This is a genomic window from Chelativorans multitrophicus (genome assembly GCF_011317445.1).
GTDB classification, from domain to species: domain Bacteria; phylum Pseudomonadota; class Alphaproteobacteria; order Rhizobiales; family Rhizobiaceae; genus Chelativorans; species Chelativorans multitrophicus.
In genome coordinates this window covers 240003-262434 of sequence record NZ_JAAAPL010000004.1, presented here as the reverse complement: position 1 = coordinate 262434, position 22432 = coordinate 240003, and the positions used below count along the sequence as shown (strand labels likewise).

General features: G+C 60.3%; 25 protein-coding genes. 8 read left to right on the top strand and 17 right to left on the bottom strand.

The features are described from left to right. Positions 1-3 precede the first annotated feature (3 nt). From GNP00_RS19380 to rpe, 6 genes are all read left to right on the top strand, one after another. Positions 4-204, top strand: a complete 201-nt coding sequence (locus GNP00_RS19380; protein ID WP_041544315.1) for a hypothetical protein — start codon at positions 4-6, stop codon at positions 202-204. Further along, positions 182-1387 carry an aspartate aminotransferase family protein gene (locus tag GNP00_RS19375; RefSeq protein ID WP_011579357.1) on the top strand — a complete coding sequence of 402 codons (1206 nt, stop codon included), beginning with the start codon at positions 182-184 and terminating at the stop codon, positions 1385-1387. Before GNP00_RS19380 ends, GNP00_RS19375 begins: the two co-directional genes overlap by 23 nt. A 5-nt stretch (positions 1388-1392) precedes the next feature. Further along, positions 1393-2301, top strand: coding sequence for an ornithine carbamoyltransferase (gene argF / locus GNP00_RS19370; RefSeq protein ID WP_011579356.1), 909 nt, complete (start codon positions 1393-1395; stop codon positions 2299-2301). Beyond that, positions 2298-3314 carry an Hsp33 family molecular chaperone gene (locus GNP00_RS19365; protein WP_011579355.1) on the top strand — a complete coding sequence of 339 codons (1017 nt, stop codon included), beginning with the start codon at positions 2298-2300 and terminating at the stop codon, positions 3312-3314. The genes argF and GNP00_RS19365 overlap by 4 nt, the downstream gene beginning before the upstream one ends. A gap of 189 nt (positions 3315-3503) precedes the next feature. Continuing rightward, entirely contained in the window at positions 3504-3974 is a 471-nt protein-coding gene (locus GNP00_RS19360; RefSeq protein ID WP_011579354.1) for an SRPBCC family protein, read from the top strand. Positions 3975-4009: 35 nt separating this feature from the next. Further along, complete coding sequence (gene rpe, locus GNP00_RS19355; RefSeq protein WP_011579353.1) at positions 4010-4681, top strand: ribulose-phosphate 3-epimerase; 672 nt, start codon at positions 4010-4012, stop codon at positions 4679-4681. 8 nt (positions 4682-4689) lie between these two features. Here rpe and GNP00_RS19350 read toward each other — a convergent pair whose 3' ends face one another. The 11 genes from GNP00_RS19350 to GNP00_RS19300 form a co-directional block, all read right to left on the bottom strand. Further along, entirely contained in the window at positions 4690-5451 is a 762-nt protein-coding gene (locus GNP00_RS19350; protein ID WP_011579352.1) for a molybdopterin-synthase adenylyltransferase MoeB, read from the bottom strand. 46 nt (positions 5452-5497) lie between these two features. Then, the gene (recF, locus tag GNP00_RS19345) at positions 5498-6673 is read right to left on the bottom strand and encodes a DNA replication/repair protein RecF (RefSeq protein ID WP_011579351.1); all 1176 of its coding nucleotides are present in this window, start codon (positions 6671-6673) and stop codon (positions 5498-5500) included. After that, positions 6670-7788, bottom strand: a complete 1119-nt coding sequence (gene dnaN / locus GNP00_RS19340) for a DNA polymerase III subunit beta (RefSeq protein ID WP_011579350.1) — start codon at positions 7786-7788, stop codon at positions 6670-6672. Before dnaN ends, recF begins: the two co-directional genes overlap by 4 nt. Positions 7789-7975: 187 nt before the next feature. Then, the gene (gene dnaA / locus GNP00_RS19335; protein ID WP_041544310.1) at positions 7976-9505 is read right to left on the bottom strand and encodes a chromosomal replication initiator protein DnaA; all 1530 of its coding nucleotides are present in this window, start codon (positions 9503-9505) and stop codon (positions 7976-7978) included. Positions 9506-10280: 775 nt separating this feature from the next. Then, positions 10281-10547 (bottom strand): 30S ribosomal protein S20, encoded by a 267-nt coding sequence (gene rpsT / locus GNP00_RS19330; RefSeq protein WP_011583410.1) that lies wholly within the window; start codon positions 10545-10547, stop codon positions 10281-10283. A 126-nt stretch (positions 10548-10673) separates the two neighbouring features. After that, positions 10674-11447, bottom strand: a complete 774-nt coding sequence (locus GNP00_RS19325) for an enoyl-CoA hydratase (protein ID WP_011583409.1) — start codon at positions 11445-11447, stop codon at positions 10674-10676. A 30-nt stretch (positions 11448-11477) separates the two neighbouring features. Continuing rightward, a complete protein-coding gene (mutM, locus tag GNP00_RS19320; RefSeq protein WP_011583408.1) occupies positions 11478-12371 on the bottom strand; it encodes a bifunctional DNA-formamidopyrimidine glycosylase/DNA-(apurinic or apyrimidinic site) lyase in 894 nt (297 codons plus the stop codon). Next, positions 12364-13593, bottom strand: coding sequence for a phosphopentomutase (locus tag GNP00_RS19315; RefSeq protein WP_011583407.1), 1230 nt, complete (start codon positions 13591-13593; stop codon positions 12364-12366). The genes mutM and GNP00_RS19315 overlap by 8 nt, the downstream gene beginning before the upstream one ends. A gap of 67 nt (positions 13594-13660) precedes the next feature. Next, positions 13661-14278 (bottom strand): TadE/TadG family type IV pilus assembly protein, encoded by a 618-nt coding sequence (locus tag GNP00_RS19310; protein ID WP_011583406.1) that lies wholly within the window; start codon positions 14276-14278, stop codon positions 13661-13663. A gap of 22 nt (positions 14279-14300) precedes the next feature. Further along, positions 14301-14870, bottom strand: coding sequence for a TadE/TadG family type IV pilus assembly protein (locus tag GNP00_RS19305; protein ID WP_011583405.1), 570 nt, complete (start codon positions 14868-14870; stop codon positions 14301-14303). Positions 14871-14997: 127 nt separating this feature from the next. Further along, positions 14998-15372 carry a pilus assembly protein N-terminal domain-containing protein gene (locus GNP00_RS19300; RefSeq protein ID WP_049764970.1) on the bottom strand — a complete coding sequence of 125 codons (375 nt, stop codon included), beginning with the start codon at positions 15370-15372 and terminating at the stop codon, positions 14998-15000. Between the two features lie 332 nt (positions 15373-15704). Here GNP00_RS19300 and GNP00_RS19295 point away from each other — a divergent pair, with 332 nt between their 5' ends. Both GNP00_RS19295 and GNP00_RS19290 read left to right on the top strand, forming a co-directional pair. Next, positions 15705-15887, top strand: a complete 183-nt coding sequence (locus GNP00_RS19295; RefSeq protein WP_011583403.1) for a Flp family type IVb pilin — start codon at positions 15705-15707, stop codon at positions 15885-15887. Positions 15888-16041: 154 nt separating this feature from the next. Then, positions 16042-16563 carry an A24 family peptidase gene (locus GNP00_RS19290; RefSeq protein ID WP_011583402.1) on the top strand — a complete coding sequence of 174 codons (522 nt, stop codon included), beginning with the start codon at positions 16042-16044 and terminating at the stop codon, positions 16561-16563. Between the two features lie 48 nt (positions 16564-16611). On the opposite strand, the gene GNP00_RS19285 is transcribed toward GNP00_RS19290, so the two are convergent. From GNP00_RS19285 to GNP00_RS19260, 6 genes are all read right to left on the bottom strand, one after another. Further along, positions 16612-17163 (bottom strand): Kazal-type serine protease inhibitor domain-containing protein, encoded by a 552-nt coding sequence (locus tag GNP00_RS19285; RefSeq protein ID WP_011583401.1) that lies wholly within the window; start codon positions 17161-17163, stop codon positions 16612-16614. Between the two features lie 61 nt (positions 17164-17224). Next, positions 17225-18433, bottom strand: a complete 1209-nt coding sequence (locus tag GNP00_RS19280; protein ID WP_041544944.1) for a lytic murein transglycosylase — start codon at positions 18431-18433, stop codon at positions 17225-17227. A 43-nt stretch (positions 18434-18476) separates the two neighbouring features. Beyond that, positions 18477-19082 (bottom strand): recombination mediator RecR, encoded by a 606-nt coding sequence (recR, locus tag GNP00_RS19275; RefSeq protein WP_011583399.1) that lies wholly within the window; start codon positions 19080-19082, stop codon positions 18477-18479. A gap of 90 nt (positions 19083-19172) precedes the next feature. After that, a complete protein-coding gene (gene ubiB, locus GNP00_RS19270; RefSeq protein ID WP_166016227.1) occupies positions 19173-20747 on the bottom strand; it encodes a 2-polyprenylphenol 6-hydroxylase in 1575 nt (524 codons plus the stop codon). Positions 20748-20753: 6 nt separating this feature from the next. Further along, complete coding sequence (ubiE, locus tag GNP00_RS19265; RefSeq protein ID WP_166016225.1) at positions 20754-21530, bottom strand: bifunctional demethylmenaquinone methyltransferase/2-methoxy-6-polyprenyl-1,4-benzoquinol methylase UbiE; 777 nt, start codon at positions 21528-21530, stop codon at positions 20754-20756. A gap of 141 nt (positions 21531-21671) precedes the next feature. Further along, positions 21672-22331: a peroxiredoxin gene (locus GNP00_RS19260; protein ID WP_166016223.1), complete on the bottom strand. Its 660-nt coding sequence runs from the start codon at positions 22329-22331 to the stop codon at positions 21672-21674. Positions 22332-22432: the final 101 nt, after the last annotated feature.

Below are 22432 nucleotides of genomic sequence, written 5' to 3'. Positions count from 1 at the left end.
AACTTGGCGAAAATCGTTCATCCTTCCTTCGCATTCCACTTCGGTGCCGCAGGCCCTCTTTTCGTTGACTTCGTGAAGGAAAATGCTGATAAAAAGGCCGCTTGCCGCCCTTGGGGCGGCATTTTGATTTCATCGGCATCGCGGCTTGGTGCCGTCGAGCAGAATCCCGAGGAATGTGCGCATGAGCGGTTCGGCGCTTTTTGATACTTTTGCGAGGCTACCCCTTTCTTTCGAGCGGGGGGAAGGATCGTGGCTGATCACCGCCGACGGGACGCGATATCTAGATTTTGCCGCGGGAATAGCGGTCAATTCCCTGGGTCACGCCCATCCGCATCTGGTGGCCGCCCTTACCGAGCAAGCCGGCAAGCTGTGGCACGTTTCAAATCTTTACGAGATTCCCGGTCAGCGCCGCCTGGGCGAGCGGCTTGCCGAGCATAGCTTCGCAGACAAGGTGTTCTTCACCAATTCGGGCGCGGAGGCGCTCGAATGCGCCATCAAGACGGCGCGGCGCTATCATTACGTCAACGGGCAGGAAAACCGCTTCCGCATCATCACTTTCGAAGGCGCATTCCACGGCCGTACGCTTGCGACCATCGCTGCCGGCGGCCAGAAGAAATATCTGGAGGGCTTCGGTCCAAAGGTCGAAGGTTTTGACCAGTTGCCCTTCGGGGATCTGCGGGCCGTTGAAAACGCCATCACACCCGAGACCGCCGCCATTCTCATTGAGCCGATCCAGGGTGAGGGCGGCATCCGTATGCCCCCCGCCCAGTTCATTCAGGGATTGAGGGAACTCTGCGACAAGCATGGCCTGCTGCTGATCTTCGACGAAGTTCAGACGGGGATCGGCCGCACCGGAAAGCTCTTTGCCTATGAATGGACTGGCGTAGCACCTGATATTGCGGCCATCGCGAAAGGCATCGGAGGCGGTTTTCCGATGGGCGCGTGCCTGGCAACAGAGGAAGCCGCAAAGGGAATGACACCAGGCGTGCACGGCACCACTTTCGGTGGCAATCCCCTCGCGATGGCGGTTGGAAACGCAGTGCTGGACGTGGTCCTGGAGCCTGGCTTCCTCGATGAGGTGAGCCGCAGGGGCCTGCTCCTCAAGCAAGGCCTCGCCGCAATTGCCGACACCTTCCCCGATATCGTGGACGAGATCCGCGGCACCGGGCTGCTGCTCGGAATCCGCTGCAAGAGCCCCACTTCCGCGCTGCAGCAGGCGCTGCGCGAGGAGGGAATACTTGTGGCGCCGGCCGGAGAGAATGTGCTCCGCCTGCTGCCGCCGCTCAATGTCACTGATGAAGATATTCAGGAGGGGCTGGAGCGTATCCATCGCGCCATGGAAAGCTTGGTATCTGCGTCCTCAATTGCCACAGCGACAAAGGTGTGACTGCCTTGGCACGCAATTTCATCGATCTTTCCGCCGTTTCTGCCGCCGATCTGCGGTCCATTCTGGACGATGCCAAGGAGCGCAAGGCGCTGCTGAAATCAGGGAAGGCCGGCAAGCCCTTCGAAGGCAAAGTGCTTGCGATGATCTTCGACAAGCCTTCGACCCGCACGCGCGTTTCGTTTGATGTGGCGATGCGCCAGCTCGGCGGCGATACGATCATGCTTACCGGCATGGAAATGCAGCTCGGTCGCAGCGAGACGATCGCCGACACGGCCAAGGTGCTTTCGCGCTACGTCGATGCCATCATGATCCGCACCACGGCCCATGAGAGGCTTCTGGAGCTTGCCGAAAACGCCACCGTACCCGTCATCAACGGGCTTACTGACGACACGCATCCGTGCCAGATCATGGCTGATATCATGACATTCGAGGAGCATCGCGGCGATGTGAAGGACCGGCTCTTCGCGTGGTCGGGCGATGGCAACAACGTGCTGCATTCCCTCCTAGAGGCGTCGGCACGCTTCGGTTTCAGGTTAAACATCGCCACACCGGTTGGCAGCGAGCCCTCCGCTCACTATGTGGAGTGGGCAAAGACGAATGGCGGACGCGTGACCCTCACCAGCGACCCGGAAGCGGCGGTGCGCGGGGCCGATTGCGTGGTGACCGACACCTGGATCTCAATGGGCCAGGAGCACCGCGCGCGAGGACACAATGTGTTCCAACCCTATCAAGTGAACGAGAGGCTGATGAGCTTCGCTAAGAAAGAGGCACTTTTCATGCACTGCCTGCCCGCCCATCGCGGCGAGGAGGTGACCGACGGCGTTATCGACGGCCCCCACTCGGTGGTGTTCGACGAGGCGGAGAACCGCTTGCACGCCCAGAAAGCCGTTCTCGCCTGGTGCCTCGGCCAGTGAACGACGATACGGCGAAATTGGGCGACTTCGGCTTCGCCGGAGACGATCACGTCGTGCCTTTCGAGGTGGAGATGCTCGACGTGCGCGGGCGCGCCGTGCAGGTTGGTGCGATGCTCGACCAGATTCTGGAGCGTCATGCCTATCCGGAGCCAGTCGCGCGGCTCTTGGCCGAAGTGATCGTTCTGACGGTCCTTCTCGGCAGCTCGCTGAAATTCGACGGTAAGTTCATCGTCCAGACGCGTTCCGACGGCCCGGTCGACATGCTGGTGGCCGACTTCTCCACGCCCGGTTCAGTGCGTGCCTATGCCCGGTTCGATGAGGCTCGGCTCGCCGACGCAGTCGAGCAGGGGGCGGCTTCGCCAGAGGCATTGCTCGGAGAGGGCATCCTGGCGCTTACGATCGACCAAGGACCCTATACGCAGCGTTATCAGGGCATAGTGCAGCTAGACGGCTCTACATTGGAGGACGTGGCGCGCAGCTATTTCCGCCAGTCGGAGCAGATCCCGACCGAAGTGCGCCTTGGCGTGGCTCGCATTGTCATGCCGGGCGAGAGCGGAAAGGGGCGCTGGCGCGCCGGCGGACTGCTTGTCCAGTTCCTGCCCTCCGTGCCCGAACGTGCCCGCATGGGCGATCTACCGGGCGGCGACGGCGACGAAGAGAACGAGGGCAACGGCCACCCCGACGACAATGCCTGGCAGGAGGCACTGGCGCTTCTGAACACCGTCGAAGTCGACGAGCTTCTAGATCCCACCGTCGGCGCTGAAAGGCTTCTCTATCGCCTGTTCCACGAGCAGGGCGTGCGCGTCTATGACGGCGTGGACGTGATCGACAACTGCTCCTGCTCGCGTGAGAAAATCAAAACCATCCTCGATGGCTTCACTGCCGAGGAAATCAAGGAAAGCACCGAAGACGGCATCATTCGCGTCAACTGCGAATTCTGTTCGAAGGAATATCTCTTCGATCCCAAGGAATTCGATGGGGCGCAGGATTCCAAGGCTCAGTCAGAAGACTGACGCCCTGCTTAGAAGACGGGTCGTTCCACCGCGCCATACGAAAATCGATCTCCAGCGCTAGCAGGCCCGGGATATCTCTGAAATCACGCCCTTTTACCGCTCACGGAGCGGCAATGACGATGGCCTTCCCAATGGACAAGAAGCGTTCACTGGGCTAGCCAAGGAGGATTTCGAGAGAAGGGATAGGCCATGGCGATGATCATCGAAGGAGAAGAGCGGATCTCAGCACCGGTCGATGCCGTCTGGCGCGCATTGAACGATCCGGCGGTGCTGAAGGACTGCATTCCCGGATGTGAAGCGCTGGAAAAGAAGTCGGATACTGAGTTTTCCGCCGTCGTTTCCCTCAAAATCGGTCCAATCAAGGCGCGGTTCAACGGCGAGGTCGAGCTGACAAATCTCAATCCGCCCTACTCCTATACGATTTCCGGAGAGGGAAAGGGCGGGGTGGCCGGCTTCGCCAAAGGCGGCGCCGATGTGAAACTCAAGGAAGACGGCGCGGATGTGACCATCCTATCCTATCAGGCCAAGGCGGATGTCGGCGGCAAGATGGCACAATTGGGCGGACGCCTGATCGAGTCCACGTCCAAGAAGCTTGCCTCCCAATTTTTCGCTGACTTCAACGCACGCGTGAGCGGCACGAATACTGCCGAAAGCGCCTGACCTAGAAAAATCCTTGAAGTAAGGGAAAACACCCAATGGAAGCCAGCCGGCCCGTCAAGATCGCGCCATCCATCCTCGCCTCCGATTTCTCGCGCTTGGGTGAAGAGGTGACGGCAGTGGCCGCGGCCGGCGCGGACTGGATTCACCTGGACATCATGGACGGGCATTTCGTTCCGAATATCACATTTGGCCCGCCCGTCGTGAAGGCCATTCGCGACCGGACAAACAAGGTGTTCGATTGTCATCTGATGATTGCGCCGGCGGACCCTTACCTCGCCGCCTTCGCGGAAGCGGGATGCGACGTGCTGACGGTCCATGCGGAGGCTGGCCCGCACCTCCACCGGTCGCTGCAGACGATCAGGAAACTGGGCAAGAAAGCGGGCGTTTCGCTCAATCCGGCAACACCGGAAAGCGCGATCGAATATGTGCTGGACGATGTTGACCTGATCCTGATCATGACCGTCAATCCCGGCTTCGGCGGGCAAGCCTTTATCCCTTCTGCGGTGAAGAAGATCCGGCGTGTGAGACAGATGGTGGGCAATCGGCCGATCGACATTGAAGTGGACGGGGGCATCACCGCCGAAAATGCGGGGGCAGTCGTTGCAGCCGGTGCCAATGTGCTTGTGGCTGGCTCCTCGATCTTTAAAGGAAATGGGGAGGACGCCTACCGGCAGAACATTGCCGCCATCAGGACGGCCGTTGAATAGCCGCTGTTTCAGGCCTGTTTCGGCCCGTAGCGGACAATCTCGAAGCGGCAGGCCAGCGCGTCGTAGAGGAGCAGGCGCCCTATCAAGGGTTCACCGATGCCTGTGATGAGCTTGATGGCTTCCATCGCCTGCAATGTTCCCATGACACCGGTGAGAGCGCCGACGATTCCCGCTTCCGCGCAGGTGGGCACCATTCCAGGCGGCGGCGCCTCCGGGAACAGGTCCCGATAGGAAGGCAGCGGTCGGCCATCCGCTGTCGTTTCATAGGGCTTCAGCACAGTGAGGGAGCCGTCGAAACGCCCCACCGCCGCCGTGATCAGCGGCACCTTCTGTTCCGCGCAGGTATCGGCGAGCGTATAGCGCGTCTCGAAATTGTCGGAACCATCCACCACCACGTGATAGCGCGCGATCAGCGGACCGGCATTCGCGGGATCGAGCCGACGGACGTGTGACTCGACTTTTGTGTGAGGGTTGAGGCGTTCGATGGCGGTCTTAGCGCTCTCGGTCTTGGGTAGCCCGACCGCTTTCGTCTCATGGATGATCTGCCGCTGCAGATTCGACAGCGAGACATGGTCGTCGTCTACGATGCCGAGTGTCCCCACGCCTGCGGCCGCCAGATACTGCAAGACGGGAGCTCCAAGCCCGCCTGCACCCAGCACCAGAACCCGGGCGCGCTTCAGTTTCTGCTGGCCCGCGCCGCCGATCTCGGGCAGCACGATATGGCGCGCGTAGCGCTCAAGCTCTTCGTCGGAAAGGATCGTATCGTTCATGGCGGGACCATACTTCGCCGGAGGCGGCTTGTCAGGTGCGCCGCGCTCAAACCGACTGAATTGCGCCGCCCGATACGGCGAGAAATTGGGCCCGGCCCTCCAGGCTGGAGAAGAGCGCGCGTTCCGTACCGGTCATGAAGGCCTGGCAGTTGAGATCCTCGAGGATGTCGAAGAGGGCCGCGCGGCGATCGGCATCGAAATGGGCGGAGATTTCGTCCAGGAGCAGAATCGGCGCCATGCCTGAAAGCTCAGCGGTCAGCCGTGCATGGGCAAGCACGAGCCCAACGAGAAGCGCCTTTTGTTCTCCGGTCGAACAGCTTTCCGCCGGCATGTCCTTGGGCGCATGGCGCACCAGGAGCTCGCTGCGGTGCGGCCCTTCGAGCGCCCGCCCCGCCGCGCGGTCTCTCGGGCGCTCTTCGCGCAAGCGAGTACGGAAATCCTCCTCAACCTCGACAGCCGGGTTTCGTGCAATCGCCTCGTCCACCGTGCCTTCTAGCGCGAGCAGCGCCTTGGGAAAGGGACTGCCGGCAGGAAGACGCTCAATCATTGCGGCAAGCAGCCGCAACATCTCGGCACGCGCCGCGGCAATCGCCACGCCGGTTTCGGCCATCTGCATCTCGATGGCATCGAACCAGGCATCGTCCCGCACATCATCCGCGAAAAGCCGGTTGCGGGAGCGCATGGCTTTTTCATAATCCGCCGCCCGGCGGCCATGCGCTGGATCGATTGCCAGGACAAGGCGGTCCAAAAAGCGCCTGCGATCAGCCGAAGCCCCGGTGAAGAGCGCGTCCATAGCCGGGGTAAGCCAGATCACCCGCAACCAATCGAGCATGGCTTCAGCGCTGCGCTGGGGCTCGCCATCGATGCGCACACGTCGCCCGGATTCTGATCCCTCAGCTGCCGTACCGGCCGTTCCCGTCCCAATCCGACAGGAGCCATAAGGTCCTTCCACCTCCGCATGCACCGCAAAACCATCGCTGGAGCCGATGCGCATCGCCTCTTCCAATGTGGCGCGCCGCAGTCCACGACCGGGGGAGAGAAAGGAGATTGCTTCGAGCAGGTTCGTCTTGCCGGCGCCGTTCTCGCCGGTAAGCACCACCGCGCCAGGCTGCAGGCCGAGCGAGAGCGAGGCGTAGTTGCGAAAATTGGAGAGCGTCAGCTTGGCGATATGGACCTGCGCCGGCCGCTTTTCCGGAGTTCCTGTCGTGGCCGTCGTCGTCACACCCGCATCGGCATCAGGACGTAAAGCACGCGCTCGTCGGACGTATCCTGGATGAGCGTCGGCGAGCCGGCGTCGGCCAGGAGAAACTTCGCTTCACTGCCCGACAGTTGCGCTGCAACGTCCAAGAGGTAGCGCGCGTTGAAACCGATTTCGATGGGATCCGCGTTATAGCCCGCAGGTATTTCTTCCGTCGCGCTGCCCGAATCCGGATTGTTGACCGTAAAGGTCACCTGACCGTCCGAAATGGAAAGTTTCACCGCCCGTCCGCGCTCCGAGGAGACGGTGGAGACACGATCGACCGCCGCCGAGAAGCTCTGCCTGTCGATGAGCAGTTCCTTGTCGTTGCCTACCGGGATGACGCGCTGATAATCGGGGAACGTGCCGTCGATCAGCTTGGACGTAAGCACAACACTGCCAATTGTGAAGCGGATTTTCGTGTCCGAAAGCTCCACAGTGACGGCAACATCCGGATCGTCCACCAGCTTCTGCAATTCGCCAACGGTTTTGCGCGGTACAATGATGCCGGGCATCCCTTCCGAACCGGCGGGCGCCTCGATCTCCGCCCGCGCAAGGCGGTGGCCATCGGTTGCCACGGCCCGAAGCTTGAGCGCTCCATCCGATTCAAGCGTGTGAAGGAAGATGCCGTTCAAATAATAACGCGTCTCCTCGGTCGAGATGGCGAACTGGGTCTTCTCCACCAGGCTGCGCAGGACGGCGGATTCCATGCGGAAAATATGCGAAAACTGGCCAGCCGTAAGGGCCGGGAAATCCGCCTTGGGCAGGCATTGCAAGCGGAAGGTGGAACGGCCCGAAATGACCGACATGGTCTGGCCGTTCTCATCCACCTTCAACATCACCTCAGCACCGTCCGGCAGCTTGCGGACGATATCGTAGAGCAGATGCGCAGGCACGGTGGTGGCGCCTCCCTGCTCCACGGAGGCCGGCGCTGCTTCCGTCATCTCCAGATCGAGGTCGGTCGCTTTCATCTCCAGGCTCGCACCATCAGCTGAAAGCAGCACATTGGAGAGAATGGGAATGGTATTACGCCGTTCCACCACCCGATGAACATGGCCGAGCGACTTCAGAAGATTGGAACGTTCAAGGACTACGCGCATAACCTCTGTTCTCGCCTGATGAGGAGCGGCCTGGCGAATGCCGTCACGGCCCGCCTCGACCTGATAGAAATTGCGCCAAACTGACAGGAAAACCGGAAAAAAGGCAAGCCCGCGAAAAGGCGTTAGCCGATTTCCGCGGGCTTTCTGGGGATAACGCTTCTACGAGCGTTTTTAGGCGCACTCCCGCTTAAGCTTGATCGCTGATCAGCCTCTTCAGAAGCTCGATCTCCTGCGCAAGCTGCTTGTCGTCCCCCGACATGCCTTCGATTTTGCGCACCGCATGCAGCACCGTCGTGTGATCGCGACCGCCGAAGCGGCGGCCGATCTCCGGCAGCGAGCGAGGCGTCATTACCTTGGCAAGGTACATTGCCACCTGGCGCGGCTTCACGATGGAACGGGTGCGCCGATTGGAAAGAAGCTCCGTCTTCGACACATTGTAATGCCGAGCGACGATGCGCTGGATATCCTCGATGCGCACGCGCCTCGGCTCGCCGGTGCGACAGACGGGACCCAGGATTTCGTCGATGCGCTCAAGTGTGATCTGCGGTTCGAAGGAATGGCGGAAAACGAGCTGGTTGAACGCACCCTCAAGCTCGCGCCCGCTGCCGGTCACCACCTGTGCCACATGCTCCAGCACTTCCAGAGGGATATCTAGGGAAGGATCCTCGACGCGAGCGCAGGCGAGACGCTGCTTAAGCATGGCCAGCCTGAGGTCGTAATCCGGCGTGAGCATCTCGAGAGACACGCCGCCGTTCAGACGCGACTTTACGCGCGGCTCCAGCGACTCCAATTCCGATACCGGCCGGTCGGCTGCCACGACCACCTGCCTGGCGCTGTCGAGCAACATATTGAGAAGGTGGCAGAACTCGTTCTGTATCGATTTGCCCTGCAGAAACTGCATGTCATCGATAATGAGGAGATCGATGTCCCGGAGTTGTTCCTTTAGGGTAAGCGCGTTGTTGTCGCGTATCGCAGTGGCAAAGCGCCACATGAAGTATTCCGCGGTAAGATAGACAACGCGCGATTGCGGGCGCCGCTTCAAGGAAGCCGCGGCGACGGCCTGCAAGAGGTGTGTTTTCCCGAGGCCGACCGAGGCATGAATGAAGAGCGGATTGAACCTTATGGCCCCTGCCGCCAGTTCCGCCACCGTTCGGGCGGCCGCATAGGCAACACGGTTCGAGGCGCCCTCAATGAAGGATTCAAAGGTGAAGCGGCTGTCGAGCGGCGATCCGAACATGCTGGGCCGCATCGCCTGGTCTGCTTTTGCCGTAGGCAGGGGCGTGACCCGGGCCCCGTTGACCCCGACCGACGCGAGCGCCTGCTGAGGCTGGCCACTTGCCTTCCGCGCCGGCACGGGCTTGACATCCGCCTTGACGGGCGATGTGCGCGTCGCCGTGCGAACCACAATCTCCACCTTCAAGGTGGACGGATCCTCCGCCTTCCAAAGACTGGTGATCAGATCAAGATAGTGGCCGTTGATCCAGGCCCTCAGAAATGCCGTCGGGACAGAAATGCGAACTACACCTTTGGAGGTCTCCGCCAGCTTCATGCGCCCAAACCAGCTGGAATAAACCTCCGTACCGAGCCGGGCCTTCAGTTGTGCCCGAACCCGTTCGAACACTGCCATGGCCTCTCCGGAGCTCTCCGCTTCTTCATGAGCCGCCGAGCCGTGAAAAGAGAACCCTCCCCCGACTTCCCTCTCAACGCCGCTTTGCATCCTCGTTTCCCTGTTAAAAAATGCTTCTATTTTTAATTCAAACAGACGGTGATTATCCCCGCCCTGCTACAGGCGACCGCCCGCAAACTTCCCTATCGGCACTGCTGCCTCTCCGCACTTTTGATACTGGTGACTAACTGCAAACCTTTACCCCCGAGCTGGCACTAATCCGCAGCCCTGGTTTCCAACCGGAATACAGCCCCCTTCAAACCAATCCGGTACCCCTTCTCCGACCACACGCCAACACGAGCGCGAATTTCTCCGCGCCGCAGCAGCTGCGTCTTTTCTCTGGTTTTCTGGGCGGCCAAGCCTGCCCTCTTTGATGGGGAGGACATTACCGAAAGTCGTGCAGGCAGAGCAAGTGCGATACTGTTGCTTTTTTGCCCAGTTGCGGCACTCCGTGCATCGATCCGCAGGCACGGAAATGCTTAACTCGTTTTGATTCCAACCGCTTTTGCCAGCAGGGTTTCCGAGGCATGCGCGAAGAAAAAAAGTGAAAAAATCTGCTTGACATTCGCTCGCCCCATCACCCCGCCACGCGACACTTTTTTGCTGTGGATAAACTTTTGTAAGCAGTTGATTATGTTATAGAAATCTATCCTGCCCCTATTGAGGGGGCAGTCATTTGTATGACAGTTTTCCTAAGGCTGGAAGAAAAACGCCGGCAAAATAAATAATGAGCATAGCTACGCCCCCTCACGGAGGTGAAGCCAAGTCATTGCACGGCAAAGAAAAACCCGGCGTTAGGCCGGGTTGGAGATCCCAGGCCGGGATCTCAAGCGTTCAAGGTCTTAACACGACGAGCGAGTCGAGAAACCTTACGCGCGGCAGTATTCTTGTGAAGAACGCCCCGGGTGGCAGCGCGCATCAATTCCGGCTGAGCTGCCTTGAGCGCGGCTTCCGCAGCGCCTTTATCACCAGAGGCAATCGCCTCCTCGACCTTGCGGACATAAGTACGGACACGCGAACGGCGGGTCTTGTTGATCGCCGTACGGCGGGCGATCTTGCGCACCGCCTTCTTGGCCGAAGTGGTGTTGGCCATAATTCCTCTCTCGTTCTAATCCTAGCCACCAGCTCAACCTCACGGATGAGCCGAGGCGCAAAACAAAAGGGCAGCCCCAAGGGCTACCTCAGTCGAGGCGGCTTATAGTCGAGGGATCCCAACGCGTCAACGGTTACGGAATTGCGGAGAGCGCTTTTCCGTAAAGGCGGCCATGCCTTCCTCCCGGTCATCAAGCGCAAACAGGGAATGGAAGGCCCGCCGCTCGAACCGCAGGCCTTCCGAAAGCGTCGTCTCATAGGCGCGGTTGACGGCCTCTTTCGTCATCATCACCGCGGGCATGGAAAACTCGGCAATTTTGCCGGCCACCTCAAGCACATCCTCAATCAATTCTCCCAGAGGTACGACACGGGAGACCAGGCCACAACGCTCAGCCTCCTCCGCATCCATCATGCGGCCCGTCAGGCACATCTCCATGGCCTTGGATTTTCCAACGAAACGAGCAAGGCGCTGGGACCCGCCCATGCCCGGCGTGACACCAAGGGTGATCTCCGGCTGGCCGAACTTGGCATTATCAGCCGCTATGATGAAATCGCACATCATCGCCAGCTCACAACCGCCCCCAAGCGCATAGCCGCTTACCGCAGCGATGAGAGGCTTGCGGACACGGGTGAGCCGCTCCCAATCCGAATAGAGGTCTTCCATATAGACATCAATGAATGTCTTGGGCTGCATCTCCTTGATGTCGGCCCCGGCGGCAAAGGCCCGCTCTGACCCGGTAATGACAACGGTCCCCACGCGCGGATTGGCGTCGAATGCCTCTGCCGCGCCGATCAACTCCTCCATCATTTTGGTATTGAGCGCATTCAGCGCCTTCGGGCGGTTGAGCGTGATGAGACCCACCCGCCCACGCGTCTCCACCAGAATCGTTTCATAGGCCATAGAGCTTCTCCCCGTGCAAACCCTCACCAGCTAGCGCTGACATATAGGGCAATAGAATGTAGAGCGGCCTCCCTGCACGAACCGCTGGATCGTGCCTGAACAACCTTCCTTGCGGCAGGGCTTCCCCTCGCGATCATAGACGCTGAAGCTATGTTGAAAATAGCCGAGCGAGCCGTCTGCCTGGACATAATCCTTGAGGGATGAGCCTCCCGCCGCGATGGCCTCGGCAATAACCGTGCGGATCGCCCCAGCCAAACGCTCGCTGCGTCCCGTCGATTTGCCCTCGCGTGTCGCGATCGTAGCGGCGATACGGCGCGGTGAAAGACCCGCGCGCCAAAGCGCCTCGCATACATAGATGTTGCCAAGGCCAGCCACCAACCGCTGGTCCATGAGCGCAGCCTTGAGCGGGGCACGCTTTCCGGCAAGCAGCCGGGCCAGAAGCGCGCCGTCAAGCGCATTGCCGGTGGGTTCGACGCCGAGCCCGGCAAAAAGCGGGTGCGCTTCCAGATCCGCGCTGTCCAGGAGAAGCATGAAGCCGAAGCGCCGCGGATCATTGTAGATGACGCGGGCCGAGCCGCCTTCGTGCCGCGCCAGGTGGAAGACGACATGGTCGTGCTTCTCGGCCTTTGAACGCGCGTAATGGAAGTCACCGCGAAGCTTGTCCGACCCGCTCTCCTCGATGCGAAAAGAGCCGGACATGCCCAAATGGCTTACGAGCACCCTGCCGTTTTCCAGGTGGAGAAGCAGATATTTTGCGCGGCGCCCGAGAGCCTCGATCCTGCATCCTTTCACGTGTTCGGAAAAGCCGGCGGGAAAGGGAAAGCGCAGATCGGCGCGGCGCTGCTCGACGTGGATTATCCGCGCGCCTTCCATCACAGGCTCCAGGCCACGCCGGACTGTTTCGACCTCTGGAAGCTCAGGCATGTTGCAGAGCGTTCAGGAAAGAAACGCCGTGCCGGCCGGCGGGAAGCGCCAAATGCGAGGCGATGGTCTCGCCTATGTCGGCATAGCTGCGCCTGCGGCCAATGGACCCTTTGGCCAATCCCGGTCCTGCACCCAGGATCGGAACGCATTCACGCGTATGATCCGTACCCCGCCATGTGGGATCGCAGCCGTGATCGGCGGTAAGGATCAGGAGATCCCCCGCCCGCAATTTCCCAAGCGCCTCCGGAAGGCGGCGGTCGAATGCTTCAAGCGCGGCGGCATAGCCCGCGACGTCGCGCCGATGGCCATAGAGCGAGTCGAAATCGACAAAATTGGCGAAGACAAGGTCTCCCTCTCGCGCATCGTCCATCGCACCGAGCGCCGCGTCGAAAAGAGCCATGTTGCCGGCCGCCTTGCGCACTTCCGTCACGCCCTGATGAGCGAAGATGTCGCCGATCTTGCCGATACCGATCACCCGCCTGCCCGCGGCTTCCACCCGATCAAGAAGGGTCGGCTCAGGCGGGGGGACGGCATAATCGCGCCGGTTCGCCGTGCGCTCGAAAGTCTCGGCACTTTCGCCGACGAAGGGGCGGGCGATGACGCGGCCGATCCTGTAGTCATCCACCAGTCTGCGCGCCGTCTCGCATACCGCATAGAGCCGGTCCAATCCGAAATGTGTTTCGTGCGCCGCAATCTGAAAGACCGAGTCCGCCGACGTGTAGCAAATGGGCTTGCCCGTACGGATGTGTTCCTCACCCAAACGGGCGATAACTTCCGTTCCCGATGCGTGGCAATTGGCGAGGATGCCCGGCAGGCTCGCTTCCCGTATCAGCCTGCCCGTCAACTCGGCCGGGAAAGAGGGTGTGGTCTCGGGGAAATAGCCCCATTCAAAGGGCACCGGGACACCAGCGATCTCCCAGTGGCCGGAAGGCGTATCCTTCCCGGTCGAACGTTCCTCGGCGGCGCCGAAGAAACCCGTTGAAGCGAAACCGCGCTCGGGCTCGCGCCCTGCGGCAATGGCTGCCGCGGCGTTCAAGCCGAGGGACTGCATGTGAGGAAGATCCAGCGGCCCTGTTCGCAAACCAGCCCGGTCGGCTCTTCCCGCCGCGCAGGCGCCTGCGATATGACCGAATGTATTCGCGCCCTCGTCGCCAAAGCGGGCAGCGTCCGGCGCATGGCCGATGCCGAAAGAATCTAGAACAAAAAGAAAGGCGCGCGCCATCAGCTCAAAAATCCATCTGGTGGCAGAAATAGGGAGAGCCGGGCAGCTTGGCAATCTCCGAGAGGCTTTAACAATTTCCGCAGGGAATGGTTGGAGTCTGACGGGGGTTGTAGTATTGGCGCGCGCTCATCGAAATGTTGTCGAACGCCGCCGTTAAACCCATCGCCTCCTTGCCGTCGGCGCTCCAGAGGATCATCGGCCGATAATCAAGATTTGCCTCCGCGCGGACCAGAAACCTGCCGCGCACCAGAAGACTGTCCGGGAGTTCGGTGATGTCGTCCGGCCGCTCCGCATAAACAAGCGCGTCGCCAACCAGCGAACGTGACCAGACCACCTTCGGTTTGGGCTTGTCCTCGTCCGTAATCTGGATGGCGGTAACCGTTATCGTAGGTTTGCTGCGGCGGTAGGGCTCAAGTGCCGCGCGGCCGATCATCATAAGCGCAAGGAGCTCGTCCTTCGTGATTTCCTTCTGCTGTGTAACCAGATCGGCAACCTGATTTGCCAGCCGGCCCACCCTTCTATTGGCCTCCAAAGCCTGGGTGGCCTCTAATGTGAGAAAGAAGAGCGCCAGCATCAGCGGCACGACCAAAGCGAATTCGACTACCGCCGCACCACTGGCTTCTTTGGAAAAATTGATGAGATGGCTCACCACCTCACGGCCCTGCTTCCGCAAATGTGCAATCATGCGCCCCTCCTCCTCAGCCATCTTATTGGGCCGCGGCCGCAAAGGGCTCGTTCTGCCAGGTTTGACTGGTCAAGAGCAGCATCTTTCCGGCGGGGAGGTTCGTCAGGCGGTCATGCATGATGTTCGTGAGCACCGGCCAGAAATAGAAGATGCGCAATACATTTTTCTCCTCCGCGCCGCCGGGATCGAACATATAGGCAGACGGTAGAACCGGCCCGTCAAAAATCTCTGCTGCCTGCGCGAAAGTTTGAAAGCTCCGCAGATCAATCCGCAGACCGGGACAGTCACTCGGAAAGAGCACGCGCATGCGCTCGCACATAAGGTCGCGGACGATTTGCTCGTTGACGACGCCGGCCCTGAGCCGGCCGGTACGGAACTGGCGCGCGACATCATCGGCGGCATTGGTCAACAGCTCCTGCGCCACAAAGGCGACCGCACTCTCTATGATTGCAAAGAGCACAAGCAGAAACGGGAAAGCGAGAAGCGCAAACTCTATCGCAGTCGCGCCTTTTTTCTCGCGCCCGAAGCGGCGCAGCAGCGCGGTCGCGGTGATGCGCCTGCCTGTCCCGAAATTTGCCCCAAGACCACCCATCTCAGCCACCTTCCCTCGGGACCGATTATTGCAGGGAGCCGTTGCTGCCTCGTTTTTCAGACGGTTAAATTATCTGCGGGGAAAGAAGCCTTCCATTAACGCTCAGGCCAAACACCAGCAGGTCTTATCAGTTGCGCATCTCGGCTTCGGAGATTCGCTCGGCTTCGGACTTGTAAGCGCTTTCGCAGAAGGGCGTGCACGACAGGGTCTGCACGTCCGAACGGCGGTAGATGCGGACTGAATCGACGGTCTGTCGGGAGACCCTCACTTGCTCGTCCATGATGGGCCGCCCTTCGACATCGAGCGCGACTATATTGGTAACACCAAAACCCTTGCCCGTGAGCACGATGGTCTGGGCATCCTGCACCACCGCATCCGCAATTTCCGGATTGCCGATCACGACCGTGTCGGCGGGACGGACGAGCTTGATGATCTTCGCCTGGTTCATGACGATGCCGATATCGGCGCGAGCTTCGGCACCGGCTATCGCCGCGGCGAGCATTATCGCAAAAAAGAGTGCTCTTTCGCCAAATGGCCGCAACGCGCCGCCTCCAGTGTTTCCCATCAAAAATGAACATAAATGGTAAAGTAATAGTTAAAACCCTCTGCCGGAGAGACCTCACTCTCAACAAAGACCAGCTCCTGAAACGTTCAAAATTTAAGCAAACGATGATAGTGTTCGTAACTATATTATTGAGATCACGATCTAAATTCTTTGGTAACATTGTTTTTTAAGAGCACCGAAAGTGACCAGGCGTAAACCTCCCTCCATCCGATCGACACAAGAGAAAGTCGGCGGGGTGCTGAAAAAATCGGAGCTGAAGGAGATCTCTTATGTCCAGTCTTTTTGCGCGTTTTCTGAAGGATGAATCCGGCGCGACGGCCGTCGAGTACGGCCTGATCGTTGCACTGATCGCCGCAGGCATCATCGCGGTGGTCGGCTCGATTGGTGGCCAGATCACCAATGCGTTTACACGGGTGTCTACCGGGCTCACCGGCGAAGGTATTGCCGAATAATACCAGGATTCGGTGATTTCCTATTGCGAGGCCGCCTGCAGCAGCAGGCGGCTTTCTCATTGCCATCGGTTGCGGAGTTCTCTTGACCCGCCCAATCTTCACAGGCGGTTAGGTTCGAGAGGCTATTCTTTCGTCTCTTCAGGAGAGTACTGTCATGGTTGAAGCAGCGATCCTGGTCATCTTTCCTTTCTGCATGGCCTTTGCAGCGGTCTCCGACATGATATCGCTGACGATAGCCAATCGCGTATCGATCCTGCTCGTCCTCTCCTTCGCGGTGCTTGCACCTTTGGTCGGCATGCCCGTTGCGGAAATCGGGATGCATTTCCTGCTTGGGGGAACGGTGCTCCTCGCAACATTCGCAGTCTTCGCGATCGGCGGTATGGGAGGCGGAGACGCGAAGCTGATGGCTGCGAGCGCGGTGTGGTTCGGCTTCAATCCCGGTCTGATGGATTACCTGCTGGCGACCGCGCTTTTGGGCGGAGCGCTCACGCTCGCGCTTGTATCTTTCAGGCGATCGGCTTTCTCGCCACTGGTCGCACATCATGTTCTGCTGCGCCATTTCGCGGAAGAAAAGTCCGGCATCCCCTATGGCGTGGCACTCGGATTGGGTGGCCTGATCTGCTTTCCGCAGACACCACTGATGCAATGGGCCATGGAGCGCCTCGCGGCTGGGTAGACTAGTAAGGCCGCGGCACGAAGATTGCCGCGGCCTTACTTCTTTCGTTCAGCACTCGCCTCTGTGGATGATGCGGTAGTCTGCCGATTCCGCCTCGCAGGTGTTCCCGAAGGTGCGCATCCGCCCGTTTCTCACGCCGCAAACTGGCGCATACTCCTTCGTGCAGAAGCGTGGGCCGTCATCCACCGGGGGGCGGCCACCGCCGCATTGACCGGGATATACCGGCCGATAGCCTTCGGCTTCAGCTATGCAGGAATTGGGGAAAGTGCGCTCGCGGCTGCCGCGCACCGCGCAGACCGGGCGGTATTCGCGCGTGCAGGCCTGCGGCGGCATCTCCGGCGGGCGGGAGGGTCGGCATTCGCCGGGATGCACCGGCCGGAAGCCTTCGGATTGCGCAATGCAGGCGTTGGGGAAGGTCTGTTCGCGTCCGCCGCGCGTGGCACAGACCGGTTGATATTGCTGGGTACAGATGCGCGGCCCATCCGGCGGCGGCGGGAGCGGGCGACCCGGCTCCTCTTCGACGACGACGGTGCAACTCCACAGGAGAAGGCCTGCAAAGGCCAGAGCACTCAGCCGAGCAAGGTCTTTCAGCAATTTCACGATGAGCCCTCCTAATACAGCGCGGCTCAACCCGCTTTTTCAGCCGGGGCCGCGATTCTCCTTACCTTATTTGGCGGACGAGGTCTCTATCGGGGAAACAGGTGGGCGGGCGTCCGCCCTTCTCTTGCCACAGGCCGATTGAACGGCGGGTCTTGAAGCCGGCCAGTCCGTCGGCGCCTCCCACATCATAACCGGCACGTTCCAGCGCGCGCTGCATGGCGGCAATATCGGACCGGAGCATGGACTCGACCCTGCCCCACTGCCCAGAAAATCCGGCTGTGCCATACATGATGCGGTCACCCGCATGGCCGACGAAGAGGGCATAAAGATCGCTCTCGTTATAGTCTTTGAGGCGATAGAAATTCGGCGTGACGATAAAAGCCGGCCCATGGCGCCCCGCCGGCATCATCAAATAACCTTCCTCGCGCAATTCGTGGTCTGGGAAGGGCTTGCCGTTCGCGCGGGCAATTCCCATGGCCGCCCAATCAGCGATGCGCCGGCCCTGGTCCGGGCCTTCAAGCGCACAGGAAATCTCCTTGGGGAGAACCACCTCGAAACCCCAATCCCGGCCCTGCACCCAACCGTGGCCGGCGAGGTAATTGGCGATCGAGGCAAGCGCGTCCGGAACGGAATTCCAGATATCCGCACGGCCGTCGCCGTCGAAATCCACCGCGTATTTCAGGTAGGATGTGGGCATGAACTGCGGCTGGCCCATTGCGCCTGCCCAGGAGGAGCGCATCGTTTCGGGCGGGACACGGCCCTTATCGACCATCGCCAGCGCGGCTAGCACTTCCTGGCGGAACATCTCCTTGCGGGTGGCAAGGAAGGCTTTCGTACCCAATACCTCGAAAGCGTTATAGGGAATCTTGGCGCTGCCGAAGCCGGATTCGCGGCCCCAGATTGCGAGCAGCACGCCAGACGGCACGCCGAAGCGCTTCTCGATTGCCGCAAGCGTCGCGGCATGGGTTTTCGCCCTGCTCCTTCCCCCGGAAACGACACCATCGATATGAGCGAAATAGGCTGATGGCGCCCGAAATTCCGCCTGATGCTGCTCCGTGGAACGGGGCGCCTTCTCGCCTGGCAGAACAAGGTCCGGCAGCTTCAGATTGGGTTTCACGCCGGAGAAAGCGGCCTTGAAGCTCGCCTCGGATATGCCGCGGGACCGCGCCTCAGGCCAAAGGTCCCGCGCGAGCCAATCCTGGAAAAGCGCGTTCACGTCGGCAGCCCGCGCCGGCAAGGAGGCCAAGCACAAAATCGCAAGGGCAAGCATAAAGCCCCTTCTTGCTCCTTGCAGCATCGAGCAGTTCCCTTGTTCAGAAAGCTGTACGTGACTTCAGCGCAGCAGCGAGAGTTCCCTCATCCAGATAATCAAGCTCGCCACCGACCGGCACGCCATGGGCGAGCTTCGTGACCCTGACCTCCAGCCCCACAAGCTGGTCCGTGATGTAATGGGCGGTCGCCTGCCCCTCGACGGTGGCATTCACGGCAAGGATGACCTCCGAAACGCCGCCCTCCGCGATCCGGCTCACCAGGCCTTTGATATTGAGATCGTCCGGGCCGACGCCGTCCAGGGGCGAAAGCGTCCCGCCAAGCACGTGGTAGCGGGCGTTCAACGCGGCGGCACGTTCCAATGCCCACAGGTCGGATACGTCCTCGACAACGATCAGCGTCGCAGATTCGCGCCGCGGGTCCGTACAGATTGTGCAGGGGTCGGAGGTATCCACATTGCCGCAGACGGAGCAGACCCTCACCTTCGCCAGCGCTTCCGCCATCGCCGTGGTTAGAGGCGAGAAAAGCTGCTCCTTTTTCTTTATGAGGTGAAGGGCAGCCCGCCTGGCAGAACGTGGCCCCAAGCCAGGCACCTTCGCCAGGAGCTGTATCAGGCGTTCGATCTCAGGACCGGCGATGCGTTTCGACATTAGCGACCGTCATTTCTCGAATAGGGGGAGCAATAGCATCCATCCTTGCCTGCTGAAAACAGGCCTTTGCCGGCACGAGTGAGCCAATTCCTACAGGAGCCGCAAAGCAAAGAAGAAGAGCAGCAAGGCGATTACCCATAACGCAAGATGGCCCGCACGCTCATATCTCGCCCGCGCGCGGCCGATCGCCCGCGTGGTCTCCGTTTCGAGGCGGAGCCCGCTGTTGAGAAAAGCTTCCATGCCTCGGCTTACATGGTCGAGACGAATCGCCAGTTCCGGCGCTTGGCGAACGAGCATCATCAGTGCATGAGCTCCCTCCCGCGCGTCCATGAAGAGTCCCTGCGGGCCAAGATTCTTCTCGATCCACTCGGAGACGACAGGCTCTGCCGCGCGCCACATGTTGAAGTGCGGATCCAGAGTGCGTGACACGCCTTCGACGACGACCATGGTCTTCTGCAGAAGCAGTAGTTCGGGCCGCGTCTGCATGTCGAATAGTTCCGTCACCTCGAACAGGAGCGTAAGCAGCCGCGCCATGGAGATCGTTTCGGCAGGCTGGCCGTGGATCGGCTCCCCGATCGCCCGGAGCGCCTGGGCGAAGGCGGCCACGTCGTGGTGGCTGGGCACATAGCCCGCCTCGAAATGGACCTCCGCCACACGGCGAAAGTCCCGCGTTATGAAGCCATAGAGAATCTCGGCGAGAAACCGCCTTTCCTTCCGCCCGATGCGGCCGACAATGCCGAAATCGACGGCGACAATGGTTCCATTCGCCTCGACAAAAAGATTTCCGGGATGCATGTCGGCATGGAAGAAGCCATCACGAAGAGTGTGCCGCAGGAAGGACTGGATCAATGTCGTGGCAAGACGCTCCAGATCGTGCCCGGCGGCGCGCAGCGCTTCGGTGTCCGACATCTTGATGCCGTCGATCCATTCGAGCGTCAGCACATCCCGGCCGGTGCGCTGCCAGTCCACCCAAGGCACCCGGAAGCCTGGATCCTCTTTCGAATTCTCATGGATCTCCGAAATGGCGGCCGCCTCAAGCCTCAGGTCCATCTCGATTTTGGTCGTCTGAGCCAGAGTCTGCGTCACCTCGACGGGGCGCAGCCGGCGTGATGACGCAATGAAGCGCTCCTGCAGGCGAGCCGCGAGAAAAAAGGATTCCAGGTCATTATAGAAACGGCGGCGCACCCCGGGCCTGATCACCTTGACCGCAACCTTCTGGATCTCCCCCTCGCGGATGATCTTCGCTGGGTGCACCTGGGCTATCGAAGCTGCCGCAACGGGCGCACCGAACTCCCGGTAAAGCGTGCCCACCGGGGCGCCCAGTGAAGCCTCGATCGCCATGACGGCGCGCTCCTGCGGGAAAGTGTCCATCCGATCTTGCAGCGAAGCCAGATCGCGCGCCAGTTCGTGGCCGACAACGTCCGGACGTGTCGCCAGGAATTGCCCCAGCTTTACATAGGTCGGGCCAAGCCGGTCCACCGCGATGGCAAGGCGTTCCGTACGAGCCCGGTGGCTCGAGCGACGGCGTGATAAAAGTCGCGCCAGGCGCCATCCGAAACGTGGCATCCCTTCGAACTGGTCGCCGGGAAAAGCTGCAATCACACCCTCCCGCAAGAGAATCCAGCCCGCGCGGGCAAGGCGAAGATATGCGCCTAGCGTGCTCATTCGCTATCAGATTTTCCAGCCGGAATGGAGGGCGGCAATACCACCCGAATAATTTCGCCAGGTGACGCGGTCGAAGCCGGCCCGCTTGATCATGACGGCGAAATTATCCTGATTGGGGAACTTCCGAATGGATTCCACCAGGTAGCGATAGGGCTCGCCATCACCTGCCACGGCCTGGCCGATGCGAGGAATGGCGTTGAAGGACCAGGCCTCATAGACTTTGTCGAGAAGAGGCACGTCCACCTCCGAAAATTCCAGGCAAAGGAAACGTCCACCCGGCCGCAGCACGCGGCAGGCTTCAGACAATGCCTTGTCTATCTGCGGCACGTTGCGAATGCCGAAAGCGATCGTATATGCATCAAAGGCCGATGAAGGAAAGGGAAGTTCCTCGGCATTGGCTTCGACAAAGCTCAGATTCTGAGCAAGCCCACGTTTCTCCGCCCGATCACGGCCCACGGCCAGCATGGAACCGTTGATATCAAGCACGGTGACCTGCGCTTGGCCGCCGGAAGCCTCCACGATGCGGAAAGCTATGTCGCCAGTGCCTCCAGCCACGTCTAGCGCCTTGAAGCCAGGCTGCTTTGGTGGCGAGAGCCAGGAGACCATCCCGGCCTTCCAGAGCCGATGCAGGCCGCCGGACATCAGATCATTCATCAGGTCGTAGCGTTCCGCCACGCGATGGAACACCTCGTTGACGAGGCCCTGCTTCTCGCCTTCTCCCACGTTTCGGTAGCCGAAGGCGGTCTCCATCCCGCCTGAAGCCGTAGTGCGCTGTTGCGACATATCTTCTCGCTCTTGAAAACCGGCGCGACCATAACCGAATGCCGGCTGCTGCGCCATGCGTTCAAAGCCACCTAGAGCAGAAAAGCGCGCAATAAAAAAGCGGGGCCGAAGCCCCGCTTCTCAATGGCAAACCGCCTGCGTTCAGGCCGTTGGCTGCTTGGTTTTGCGCAAATAGGGAAGAATGGTGTCGAAAGCGCCGAAGCGCTTGACGGCATCCTCGTTGGAAACCGCGGCGGTGATGATGACGTCCTCGCCCTGCTTCCAGTTGGCTGGAGTAGCCACCTGGTGTTTCGCGGTGAGCTGGATCGAATCGATAGCCCGCAGGATCTCATCGAAGTTGCGGCCGGTGGTCATCGGATAAGTGAGGATCAGCTTGATCTTCTTGTCGGGACCGATGACATAAACCGAGCGAACCGTCGCGTTGTCAGCGGGGGTGCGCCCCTCGGACGAATCACCCGCCTCAGCGGGCAGCATGTCGTAGAGCTTGGCAACCCTCAGGTCCTTATCCCCGATCAGCGGGTAATCTACGCGGAAACCTGTTGCTTTTTCTATGTCGTCCTTCCAGCGCAGATGATCCTGGACGGGGTCCACCGAAATGCCGATGATTTTGGCATTGCGCTTCTTGAACTCGCCTTCCAGGCCCGCCATCGCGCCAAGCTCGGTCGTGCAGACGGGTGTGAAATTCTTTGGGTGGCTGAAGAGGACGGCCCAGCCATCGCCGATCCATTCATGGAAGTGGATGGTGCCATGTGTTGTCTCGGCGGTGAAATCCGGTGCGGTGTCGTTGATACGAAGGCCCATGGCGTTTTCTCCCGGTCATAAGTTGTTCTAAGATAGGGCTCCGGCGAGCAGGTATTGAGCATTGAAATATGCGCGAAAAGCCCGTCCGGAGAAAATCAGAC